This window comes from Burkholderia sp. CCA53, from assembly GCF_001685525.1.
GTDB classification, from domain to species: Bacteria; Pseudomonadota; Gammaproteobacteria; order Burkholderiales; family Burkholderiaceae; genus Burkholderia; species Burkholderia multivorans.
Window position 1 is genome coordinate 1,510,227 of sequence record NZ_BDDJ01000001.1, and the last position, 11,577, is coordinate 1,521,803.

Here is an 11,577-nt window from a genome sequence, read left to right on the forward strand (position 1 = left end):
GCCGGCGCGGGCTGCAACGCGATGCGCTGCGGCCTGCGCCGGATTTCCGGAAAGGCGGCGCGATCACGAGACGGACGGGCGCGCCGCCGGCTGCCCGGCTTGCGCCCGTGCGTCCGCGCCCGCGTGGCGGCGATCAGAAGAAGCCGAGCGCTTCCGCCTGATAGCTGACCAGCAGGCACTTCGTCTGCTGATAGTTCGACAGCGCCATCTTGTGCGTCTCGCGGCCGATCCCCGACTGCTTGTAGCCGCCGAACGCCGCGTGCGCCGGGTACAGGTGATAGCAGTTCGTCCAGACGCGGCCCGCCTCGATCTCGCGGCCCATGCGGTACGCGCGCGTGCCGTTGCGCGTCCACACGCCGGCGCCGAGCCCGTAGAACGTGTCGTTCGCGAGTTCGATCGCTTCCTGCTCGTCCTTGAACGTCATCACCGACGCGACCGGCCCGAAGATCTCCTCCTGGAACACGCGCATCTTGTTGTTGCCGAGCAGCATCGTCGGCTTCACGTAGTAGCCGGTGTTCAGTTCGGCGGCCGGCGCCGTGCGTTCGCCGCCCGTCAGGCATTGCGCGCCTTCGCCGCGGCCGATATCGATATACGAGAGGATCTTGTCGAGCTGCTGCTGCGACGCCTGCGCGCCGATCATCGTCTGCATGTCGAGCGGATGGCCGGCCTTGATGCGCTCGACGCGCGCGACGGCCTTCTCGATGAAGCGGTCGTAGATCGATTCCTGGATCAGGATCCGCGACGGACACGTGCAGACCTCGCCCTGGTTCAGCGCGAACATCGCGAGCCCTTCGAGTGCCTTGTCGAGGAACGCGTCGTCCTGGTCGAGCACGTCGGCGAAGAACACGTTCGGGCTCTTGCCGCCCAGCTCGACCGTCGACGGGATCAGGCTGTCGGCCGCCGCGTGCAGGATGTGCTTGCCGACCGGCGTCGAGCCCGTGAACGCGATCTTCGCGATCCGCTTGCTCGTTGCGAGCGCTTCGCCCGCTTCCTTGCCGAAGCCGTTCACGATGTTGACCGCGCCCGGCGGAAACAGGTCGCCGATCAGCTCCATCAGCACGAGCACCGACGCGGGCGTCTGCTCGGCCGGCTTCATCACGACGCAGCAGCCGGCCGCGAGCGCCGGCGCGAGCTTCCATGCGGCCATCAGCAACGGGAAGTTCCACGGAATGATCTGGCCGACGACACCGGCCGGCTCGTGGAAGTGATACGCGACCGTGTTGTCGTCGATCTCGGAGATCCCGCCTTCCTGCGCGCGGATGCAACCCGCGAAATAGCGGAAGTGGTCGATCGCGAGCGGCAGGTCGGCCGCCATCGTCTCGCGCAGCGGCTTGCCGTTGTCGATCGTTTCCGCGACGGCGAGCAGCTTCAGGTTCTTTTCCATGCGGTCGGCGGCCGCGAGCAGCAGGTTCGCGCGCTCGGCCACGGACGTCTTGCCCCACTTGCGGCGCGCGGCGTGCGCGGCGTCGAGCGCGAGCTCGATGTCGTCGGCGCCCGAACGCGGCACGCGGCAGAACGGCTGGCCGTTGATCGGCGACACGTTCTCGAAATACTCGCCCTTCACGGGCGGAACCCACTTGCCGCCGATGTAGTTGTCGTACTGCTGACGATACGGATATTCGACGTCGAGGCCCAGTTGCTTCAGGTCAAACGGGTTCATACATGTCTCCTGTTCATCGTGCTTGTGAGTGCAGCGCCGGTTGGATTGCGCGTCGACGTTTACGCAACATGCATGCCATCCGGTCGCGGCGCCGCGCCGGCACGTGCGCACGGCACGGCACGCGGCGCGCTAGCACGCATGCGGTACGCGACTGTGTCGAAACTGAACACTGCGGCTGCGCAGCAAGGGCGGGCGGTGTTCGGAATTTTCACAATGCGCGCCTGCGTGCCGGCCGCGATCGCGTGGCATGCGGCTTGCGTATGCATCGCGCATCGTCCTTCGCCGGCCGCCGCGCCGATTCGTTCCATGCATGCACCCGCCCCGCTGACCGACGACGCCATCACATTCATCGAGGAACAGGCGTTCCTGATCGTCGCGACCTCCGACGATGCCGGCAACAGCGACTGCTCGTACCGCGGCCGGCAGCCGCGCGCCGATGGCACGCCCGCGCCGCTCGTCGCGTGCGTCGACGCACGTACGCTCGTGCTGCCCGACTTCGCGGGCAACAACCTGTTCAATACGATCGGGAATCTGCTCGTGAACCCGGCGATCGCGCTGCTGTTCGTCGATTTCGTCCGACAGACGACGTGGCTCGTGCAGGGACGCGCGACGATCGACGAAGACGCGGGACGCTTCGCCGCGCTGTGGCCGGATGCGCGGCGCTATGTGATCGTCGACGTCGAATGCGCGCAGCCGCGCACCGACGCGACGCTGCCGCCGCTCGTACTCGCGTGACACGCCGCGCACGCGAACGCGGCGCCGCGTAACGGGCCGCGCCGCTCAGCGGCCGTTCGTTTCCGCGCATGCCGGTCGTCGCGTGCGGCGGTTGGGCGGCAGGCTCGCGCGCGTGTCGGCGTGCGTGCCGTCGGCCGTCTGCCGCGCACCGAGAAATGCGAATACGATCGCCGCGCACAGCACGGTGACGATCGCGAGCGCGATCAGCAGGCGGTCGAACGCATGCGTGTAGCTTGCGAGCAGCACCGTGCGGTCGACGCCCGGCAGCGCGGCCGCCGCGCCGGCGAGATCGCCGGTCGCGAGCCGCGCGGCGGCATGCAGCACGGCGTCGGCCGGCGCGCCGGGCGCCGCGCGTTGCAGCCCGGCATGCGCGAGCGCCGCGAGCAATGCGCCGACGATCGCGAGCGCGATGCCCTCGCCGGCCACGCGCGTCGTGCTGAAAATGCCGGTTGCCATCCCCGCGCGCTCCTTCGGCACGACGCTCACCGAGAGCCCGTCCATCAGCCCCCACGGCATCCCGGCCCCGATGCCGATCGCGACCATCGGCGCGATCGCGGCGGCCCCCGCACCGCCGCGCAGCGCAACGCCGAGCCACACGAGGCCGGCGGCCGCGACGAGCAGCCCGAGCCCCGAGACGATGCCGGCCGGCCACCAGCGCGTGAGCGTCGCGGCCGCGATCGGCACGACGAGCATCGGCGCGGAGATCGCGAGCATCAGCCAGCCCGCGTCGATCTCGCTGAAGCCGTCGATCCCGATGAAGCGCAGCGGCAGCACGACGAGCAGCACGATGTAGCAGCAGCACGTCGAGATCGGCAGCACCTGCACGCCGACGAAACGCGGAATCCGGAACAGCGACAGATCGAGCATCGGCCGCGCGACGCGCGTCTCGATCGCGACGAACGCCGCCGCGCCCAGCGTCGCACCGGCGAGCAGCGCGACGACGAGCGGCGCCGTCCAGCCGCGCGCGGGTGCCTCGATCACGCCGAACGTGAATAGCGTCAGCGCGGCCGTGAATGCGACCGTGCCCGGCCAGTCGAGACCCGTCGCGTGCGGGTCGCGCGACTCCTGCATGCGCGGCAGCCCGAACGCGAGCGACAGCGCGCCGGCCAGCGCGCCCGTCACGAAGATCGCGCGCCAGCCGTAGTGCTCGATCAGCCAGCCGGCCATCACCGGCCCGAACGCGAGCCCGATCCCGAAGGTCGTGCCGAGCAGGCTGAACGCGCGCGTGCGTTCGGCGCCGTCGAACGTCTGCGCGAGCGCGGCCGTGCCGCCGGCCAGCGCGGCCGCCGCCGCGAGCCCTTGCGCCGCGCGCAGCAGGTCGACGGCGAGCATCGACGGCGCGAACGCGAGCGCGACCGACATCAGCGTGAAGCCGCCGACGCCGGCCGCGAACACGCGCTTGCGGCCGAACTGGTCGGCCAGCGCGCCGGCCGCCATCAGGAAACTGCCGAACGCGAGCATGAACGCGTTCGTGATCCAGTTCATCGCGACCGCGCTGCCGTGCAGGTCGCGGCCGATCGCCGGCGTCGCGACGGCGCCGCCGGAAAACGACAGCGGCAGCGCGACGGCGGCCGCGCAGACGGCGAACAGCACGAGCGCGCGCCGACGCGGCGATACCGCGGAAAACGGTTGATCCATCATCGCTCCTCGAAAAGCCGGCGCATCGGCGCCGCAACGCGACACAAGATAAATCCGATCCAATCCGCGAAAAACCACGCGAAGCTCCGCATATAACGGACTAGAATTCCGCAATCTGTCTTCACTGGAGCGCGTTTCGTCGATGGACAACCTGAACGGCATCGTCGCCTTCGTGCGCGCCGCCGACGCGCTGAGCTTCGTCGCGGCCGGCCGTACGCTCGGCATCTCGGCGTCGGCGGTCGGCAAGACGATCGCGCGGCTCGAGCAGTCGCTCGGCATACGGCTGTTCAACCGCACCACGCGCCGCATTACGCTGACCGACGAAGGGCGGCATTTCTACGAGCGCTGTCAGCGCATCCTCGAGGATCTTCGCGACGCGGAGGCGACCGTGACGGCATCCGCGCAGCGCCCGCGCGGCAAGCTGCGCGTGAGCCTGCCGGTGATCGGCTATCGGTTCCTGCTACCGGTGCTGCCGGAATTCAGGCAGCGCTATCCGGACGTCGAGCTCGATCTCGATTTCAACGACCGGATGGTCGACGTCGTCGAAGGCGGGTTCGATGCGGTGATCCGTAGCGGGCCGCTATCCGATTCGAGCCTGATGTCGCGGCGGCTCGGCCCGTTCGCGTTCGTGCTGTGCGCGACGCCCGCGTATCTCGCGCGGGCCGGCACGCCGCGCGCGCCGTGCGACCTCGAAGCGCACGACTGCGTGCGCTACTGCTTCCCGACCACGGGCAAGCTGCAGGATTGGGCGCTCGCCGCGGACGACGGCACGCCGCTGAAGCTGCGCACCGCAATGACGTGCAACAACATGGAAGCGCTGCGCGGCGCGGTGCTCGCGGGGCTCGGCATCGGCTACATGCCGGACTTCCTCGCGCGCGGCGCAATCGAGCGCGGCGCACTCGTCACCGTGCTCGACGACTACCGGATCGCGCCGGGCCAGTTCTCAATCGTGTGGCCGTCGAGCCGGCAGCTGTCGCCGAAGCTGCGCGTGTTCGTCGACTTCCTGTGCGAACGGCTGTTCAAGTAGCCGGATCGCAGGCCGCGCCGATGCGCGCCGGCTGCGCGGCAGGCAGCAGCGCGTCGCTGTCGTCCTTGAGCCCGACGCCCGTCAGCCCGAGCCGGCGCGCGTGCGTGACGAGGTAGTGCAGCTTGTGCGCGGCCGCGTCGTACGACAGCCCTTCGGGCCGCACGTTGGAGATGCAGTTGCGCTGCGCGTCGTGGCAGCCGACCTGCGGCGCCCACGTCAGATACACGCCGAGACTGTCCGGCGAACTGAGGCCCGGCCGCTCGCCGATCAGCACCGCGACCAGTTTCGCGCGCAGCAGCTCGCCGATTTCGTCACCGAGCGCGACGCGCGCCTGCGTCGCGACGATCACGGGCCCGATCTGCCAGCCGTCCGCCTCGAGCCGCGGGCGCACCGCGCGCAGCAGCGGCACCGCCTGCTTCGCAGCCGCGAACGCCGACAGCCCGTCGCCGACGACGAACACGATATCGGGCGCATCGTCGAGCGCGGCGCCGTAGCCGGCGAGCAGCGCGCGGCCGTCGTCGGACAGCTTGCGGCCGAGATCGGGCCGGCGCAGGTAATGCTGACGATCGGGTGCCGCGCTTTGTACGCCGAGCGTCGCGAAACCGGCGGCATCGAGCTCGCGCCGCAGTGCATCGGCGTCGAGCGGCTGATGCACGGCGTCGCGCGCCTGCGCATGCGACAGGTTGAAGGCGAGCAGCGGCGCGGTCGGCAGGCTGCTGCCCGCGCGGCCGAGCGCGATCCGCGCATTCGTGAACGACTTCAGCTCGCTCCACGGATTCTTTTCGACGGCATCGCTCATGCGGACAGCCCCATCCAGTCGTTCGCGCCCGCGAGCAGCGGCACGCGCGACGTCGCCGTGCGCAGCACGCCGTGCGCATCGGCGATCTCCATCGTCTCCAGCCACTCCTCGAATTCGGGCGCGCGGCGCAAGCCCAGCACCTCGCGCACGTACAGCTGATCGTGAAACGACGTGCTCTGGTAGTTCAGCATCACGTCGTCGGCGCCCGGAATCCCCATGATGAAGTTGATGCCCGCCGCGCCGAGCAGCGTCAGCAGGTTGTCCATGTCGTCCTGATCGGCTTCGGCGTGGTTCGTATAGCAGATGTCGCAGCCCATCGGCACGCCGAGCAGCTTGCCGCAGAAGTGGTCCTCGAGCCCCGCGCGGATGATCTGCTTGCCGTCGTACAGATATTCGGGCCCGATGAACCCGACGACGGTGTTGACGAGGAACGGCTCGAACTTGCGCGCGACCGCGTACGCGCGCACTTCGCAGGTCTGCTGGTCGACGCCGTGATGGGCGTTCGCCGACAGCGCGCTGCCCTGCCCGGTCTCGAAATACATCAGGTTGTCGCCGACCGTGCCGCGCTTGAGCGACAACGCCGCTTCGCGCGCCTCGGCAAGCAGCGCGAGCGAGATCCCGAAGCTCGCATTGGCCTGTTCGGTGCCCGCGATCGACTGGAACACAAGATCGACCGGAGCGCCCTTCTCGATCGCCGCGATCGTGTTCGTCACGTGCGTAAGCACGCACGATTGCGTCGGCACGCGGTAGCGCTCGCGAAACCCGTCGATCATCGCGAGCAGCTTCACGATCGCCGCGAGGCTGTCGGTCGCCGGATTGATGCCGATCATCGCGTCGCCGCAGCCGTACATCAGCCCGTCGAGCATCGACGCGGCGATCCCCTTCACGTCGTCCGTCGGATGATTCGGCTGCAGCCGCACCGACATGCGGCCCGGCAGCCCGACCGTATTGCGAAAGCGCGTGACGACGCGGCGCTTGCGCGCGGCCGCGATCAGATCCTGGTTGCGCATCAGCTTCGACACCGCCGCGACCATCTCGGGCGTGAGGCCCGGCGCGATCCGCTCGAGTGCGGCGCCGTCGGCGGCGGGCGAAAGTAGCCAATTGCGGAAATCGCCGACCGTCAGGTGCGCGATCTCCGCGAACGCGCCCGCATCGTGATCGTCGACGATCAGCCGAGTGACTTCGTCGGCCTCGTACGGAATCACGGCTTCGTTGAGAAACGCGCGCAGCGGCACGCCGGCAAGCGCGATCTTCGCGGCGACGCGCTCCTCCTCGCTCGCCGCCGCGACGCCCGCGAGCTGATCGCCGGAACGCAGCGGGCTTGCCTTGGCGAGCAGCGTCTTCAGGTCCGCGAAGCGGTAGGTGCGCGAACCGATCGTCTCCGTATAGGACATCGTGCGTGTCTCCTTGCAAAAACCGGCGGCGCGCCCGCTGCGGCCGGGCGCGCCGATGCCGTCAGAAACGGCCGTTCGGCTTCGTCATGCTCAATCCTCCAGCAGTGCGTCGGCCGGTGCGTTCGCGGCGCGCTGCGCGCGCGTCGCGAGGAAGTACGCGTAGCCGAGCGCGAGGAACACGACGAACACCAGCGCGACGAGGCCGTTGAAGTACACCATCGTACCGAGACAGACGAGCGCCGCGACGATCGCGAACGCCGGGAACAGCGGATACAGCGGCGCACGGAACGGCCGCGCGAGGTTCGGCTGCGAACGGCGCAGCTTGAACAGCGCGGCCATGCTGACGATATACATCACGATCGCACCGAACACCGACATCGTCACGATATTCGCAGTCAGCGTCTGACCGCCGAACTGGATCAGCTCGTCGCTGTAGATCGCCGCGATGCCGACCACGCCGCCGGCGAGGATCGCGCGATACGGCGTCCGGAAGCGCGGGTGCACCTTCGCGAGCCATTCCGGCAGGTAGCCCTCGCGAGCGAGCGCGAAGATCTGGCGCGAATAGCCGAGGATGATTCCGTGGAACGATGCGACGAGCCCGAACAGCCCAAGCCAGACGAGCATGTGCATCCAGCCGCTGTTCGCGCCGACGATGTACTTCATCGCCTGCGGCAGCGGGTCGTTGATGTTCGCGAGCTTGGTCCAGTCGCCCGCGCCGCCCGCGAACACCATCACGCCGATCGCGAGCGCGACGAGCGTGAGGATGCCCGCGACGTACGCGACCGGAATCGAGCGCTTCGGATTCTTCGCTTCCTCGGCCGCCATCGCGACGCCTTCGATCGCGAGAAAGAACCAGATCGCGAACGGGATCGCCGCGAACATCCCGTGGAATGCGCCGACGCTGAAATGGTCGGCGCCGGCCCAGCCGCCCTTCGTGAAATTGCTCCACGCGAAGCCCGGCGACACGACGCCCATGAACACGAGCAATTCGAAGATCGCGAGCAGCGTGACGACCAGTTCGAACGTCGCGGCGATCTGTACGCCGACGATGTTCAGCGCCATGAACACGAGATAGGCGCCCATCGCCGCGTGTTTCGGTTCGAGCCCCGGAAACTGCACGTGCAGATACGCGCCGATCGCGAGCGCGATCGCGGGCGGCGCGAACACGAACTCGACGAGCGTCGCGGCGCCGGCCAGATAGCCGCCGGTCGGGCCGAACGCGCGGCGCGCGTACGCGAACGGGCCGCCCGCATGCGGAATCGACGTCGTCAGTTCGGTGAAGCTGAAGATGAAGGTCGTATACATCGCCGCGACGAACAGCGCGGTGATCACGAAACCCAGCGTGCCGGCGCTGGCCCAGCCGTAGCTCCAGCCGAAGTATTCGCCGGAGATCACGAGGCCGACCGCGATGCCCCACAGTTGCCAGGTGCCGAGCGTCTGCTGCAGCGCGGGCTGGCCTTTCGACTCTGCTTTCATCGGACTCTCCTCAAAAGCGCGAGGCGTGCGGCCCGCGCGACTGAGAATCGATGCTAGAGAGTCATTATTTGACGTGTTATCGAAATTCGGCAAAGACGGCAGCCGACGTTTCGCTGACGGAAACGCCGGCCGCACCGCCCGACTGGTCGCCCGACCGACCGCGCGCGACCGCGCGGCAGCGCGCGACCGACGTGCTTACTGACCGCCGCCGCGCTGGTTGAACCAGCGATCGAGCAGCTTGCCGGCCGCCTCGCGGCCGCCGAGGCCGAACGACAGCGCGACCGCCACCGCGATCGCGCCGAGCACGAGGCCGAACGCGAGCTGCACGATCTCGTTCGCGATCCCCATCGCGCGCAGCCCCATCGCGAACACGAGGCCGAGAATCGCGAACTGCGCGATGCGCGCGAACAGCACGCTGTGCTCGCGGTCGGCCTGCTCGATCACGCGGCGCGCGAGGCCCGCGAGCCACACGCCGATCACGAGGATCACGCCGCCCGTCAGCACGTGGCCGCCGAATTCGATGAACAGCGTGACGACGTCGCGCACCTGCGTGAAGCCGAGCCGGTTCGCCGCTTCGACCGCGGCGAACAGCATCGCGAAGAACACGATCAGCCGCGCGACCAGCACCGACGGCTGCAGCATGCCGCTGAACACGCGCTCGACGCCGAGCACGGCCGGCAGCCCGTCCGCGCCGGCCGCCTCGAGCAGCCGCTGCGCGAGCGCCGCGACGAAGCGCGCGAAATAGAACGTGACGAGCACGATCACGATCGCCGCGACGATGTCCGGCACGGCGCTCAAGAACTCGTTCAGCATGTTCGTCGCGGGCACCGAGATCGCGTCGATCTTCAGCGCGTCGAGCGCCGAGATCAGCGTCGGCACGAACACGAATACATAGACGATCGTGCCGACGAGGCTCGACACGCGTACGGGCGTCGGGCTGTCGAGGCGCTGCGTGAGACGGTCGGCGCCGGCCGCGACGAGCAGGTTCGTCACGAGGCCGCGCAGCACGCGCGCGACGATCCAGCCGACCACGCCGATCACCGCGGCCGCGAACAGGTTCGGCACGATCGCGAGCAGCCGGTCGATCATCCCCTGGACCGGCGACAGCAGCCCCGACAGCGCGAACGCCGACAGGATCGCCGGCAGGAACATCAGGATCACGAGCCAGAACAGCACGTCGCCGAGATAGCCGCTCATCGGCTGCATGCCGGCGCTGCCGGACAGCTTGTCGTCGACCTTGCTCGCCTTCAGCGCGCGATTCGCGACGCTACGCAGCAGCGACGCGATGAGCCACGCGACGAGCGTGAGCGCCGCGCCGCCGATCAGGTTCGGCAGATAGTCGACGATGTGCGTGACGAGCAGCGAGAACGGGTTGGACACCGCGTACAGATTGAGCACGTTGAAGATGCCCACCGCGGTGACGAGCAGCACGAGCCAGAACAGCCCGCCGGCGACGATGCGCTCGACGCAGGCGCCCTGCCCGGTGCTTTCGGTGATTCGCTGATCGACCTTCAGCGCACCGAGCAGGCGCAGCGCGCCGGCCCGCACGATCACCGCGATCAGCCAGCCGATCACCAGAATGCCGATCGCACCGGCGATCTTCGGCAGATATCCGCCTAACGTGGTCTGCAGCGACGTAATGAAGCTGGAAGCATCCATTTCTTGTTCTCCCGAAAACGTGCGTTGTGATTGGACTTCGACACACTCCCTGCGGACTCCGACAAGATGCGCTTTCCCGCTCAAGCAACTTACTCGAGAAAAATGACGGCTTCACCCGATTTCACCGTCTTTAACTTTAATCATAGATCGGTGGGGACGTGACCCTTTTCGCCGAAATATAAAAAGGGGCGGAATATCGGCAGCGACTACGCGTTGGCATGCGCGCGGCGATGGTGCGTCGTGCTACCGTGGCGCGCGGATACAGGCGTACAGACGAGCGCGCGCGGTGCGCATCGCGATGAAAAGGAGTACAGCGGATGTTCAAGCACGAAGTCGAAATCCGTCGGCTGCCGGCGCAGCACGGTTATGCGGTCGCGCATGTCGGCGCGTACATGAAGGTCGGCGACGCGTTCGCGCAGATCGGCGCGTGGGCCGCACGTCGGGGGCTCATCGGCCGCGGCGCGAAGATGGCCGGGATCTACTACGACGATCCCGATACGGTTCCGGAGGCGCAGCTGCGCGCGCATGCGTGCATCGTGCCGCCCGACGACGCGCCGGCCGTCGAACCCGATGCGCCCGTGGAGCGCGTGACGATCGCGGGCGGCGATTATGCCGTGCTGCTGCATACGGGGCCGTATGCGGAGCTGAAGGCGGCGTATCAATGGCTATACGGCGAGGGGCTGCAGCAAGCGGGTCGCACGCCGGCCGCCGCGCCGCCGTTCGAGCTGTATCTGAATACGCCGCTCGATACGGCCCCGGCGGATCTGCTGACGGAGATTCACGTGCCGGTGCGTTGAGGCGGCCGGGCCGGCGCCTCGGCGTCAGCCCGCATGCGCGCGCGTACCGCATGCGGGGCAAAAGCGCGCATCGGCCGGCAGCATGGCCTGACAGCGCACGCAGGCGCGACCGCGCTGCACGCTGCCGCAGCGGATGCAGTAGCGCGCGCCGGCCGCATTGGGCGCCCCGCACGTCGCGCAGATGACGTCGCGCGGCGGCGCGTGCGTATCCGCGCGATGCGCGGCCGCGCGGCCCCAGCCGTGATGTTCGCCCGGGGCGCCATGGCCGTCATGGCCGCCGTGCCCGCCGCGCCGATCGCGGCCGTGATGGCCACCATCGGCGTAGGTAGCGCGATGGCCGTCACCGTGCCCGCGCAGCAGTCGTTTGAGCCAGTCCATCGTCGCCGCCGCGC

10 protein-coding genes are annotated in these 11,577 nt (G+C 68.7%); 3 read left to right on the forward strand and 7 right to left on the reverse strand.

The features are described 5' to 3' along the window. Positions 1-133: 133 nt before the first annotated feature. The gene (locus tag BCR55_RS07075) at positions 134-1,660 is read right to left on the reverse strand and encodes an aldehyde dehydrogenase family protein (RefSeq protein ID WP_006401434.1); all 1,527 of its coding nucleotides are present in this window, start codon (positions 1,658-1,660) and stop codon (positions 134-136) included. 138 nt (positions 1,661-1,798) lie between these two features. Here BCR55_RS07075 and BCR55_RS07080 point away from each other — a divergent pair, with 138 nt between their 5' ends. Then, positions 1,799-2,395, forward strand: a complete 597-nt coding sequence (locus tag BCR55_RS07080; protein WP_065494920.1) for a pyridoxamine 5'-phosphate oxidase family protein — start codon at positions 1,799-1,801, stop codon at positions 2,393-2,395. 45 nt (positions 2,396-2,440) lie between these two features. Here BCR55_RS07080 and BCR55_RS07085 read toward each other — a convergent pair whose 3' ends face one another. Beyond that, the gene (locus BCR55_RS07085) at positions 2,441-4,033 is read right to left on the reverse strand and encodes an MFS transporter (protein WP_065494379.1); all 1,593 of its coding nucleotides are present in this window, start codon (positions 4,031-4,033) and stop codon (positions 2,441-2,443) included. A gap of 142 nt (positions 4,034-4,175) precedes the next feature. Between BCR55_RS07085 and BCR55_RS07090 the strand changes: the two genes are divergently transcribed. Then, positions 4,176-5,060: a LysR family transcriptional regulator gene (locus BCR55_RS07090; RefSeq protein ID WP_065494380.1), complete on the forward strand. Its 885-nt coding sequence runs from the start codon at positions 4,176-4,178 to the stop codon at positions 5,058-5,060. Here BCR55_RS07090 and eutC read toward each other — a convergent pair. The 4 genes from eutC to BCR55_RS07110 form a co-directional block, all read right to left on the reverse strand. Beyond that, the gene (eutC, locus tag BCR55_RS07095; protein ID WP_053296679.1) at positions 5,053-5,859 is read right to left on the reverse strand and encodes an ethanolamine ammonia-lyase subunit EutC; all 807 of its coding nucleotides are present in this window, start codon (positions 5,857-5,859) and stop codon (positions 5,053-5,055) included. The genes BCR55_RS07090 and eutC overlap by 8 nt on opposite strands. Next, positions 5,856-7,253, reverse strand: coding sequence for an ethanolamine ammonia-lyase subunit EutB (locus BCR55_RS07100; RefSeq protein ID WP_065494381.1), 1,398 nt, complete (start codon positions 7,251-7,253; stop codon positions 5,856-5,858). Before BCR55_RS07100 ends, eutC begins: the two co-directional genes overlap by 4 nt. Before the next feature lie 90 nt (positions 7,254-7,343). Beyond that, complete coding sequence (gene eat, locus BCR55_RS07105; RefSeq protein ID WP_006401441.1) at positions 7,344-8,729, reverse strand: ethanolamine permease; 1,386 nt, start codon at positions 8,727-8,729, stop codon at positions 7,344-7,346. 195 nt (positions 8,730-8,924) lie between these two features. After that, entirely contained in the window at positions 8,925-10,388 is a 1,464-nt protein-coding gene (locus tag BCR55_RS07110; RefSeq protein WP_006408118.1) for a mechanosensitive ion channel, read from the reverse strand. Between the two features lie 317 nt (positions 10,389-10,705). Here BCR55_RS07110 and BCR55_RS07115 point away from each other — a divergent pair, with 317 nt between their 5' ends. Then, entirely contained in the window at positions 10,706-11,185 is a 480-nt protein-coding gene (locus tag BCR55_RS07115) for a GyrI-like domain-containing protein (protein WP_083211777.1), read from the forward strand. Between the two features lie 24 nt (positions 11,186-11,209). On the opposite strand, the gene BCR55_RS07120 is transcribed toward BCR55_RS07115, so the two are convergent. Further along, the gene (locus BCR55_RS07120; protein WP_053296677.1) at positions 11,210-11,563 is read right to left on the reverse strand and encodes a zinc ribbon domain-containing protein; all 354 of its coding nucleotides are present in this window, start codon (positions 11,561-11,563) and stop codon (positions 11,210-11,212) included. Positions 11,564-11,577 lie beyond the last annotated feature (14 nt).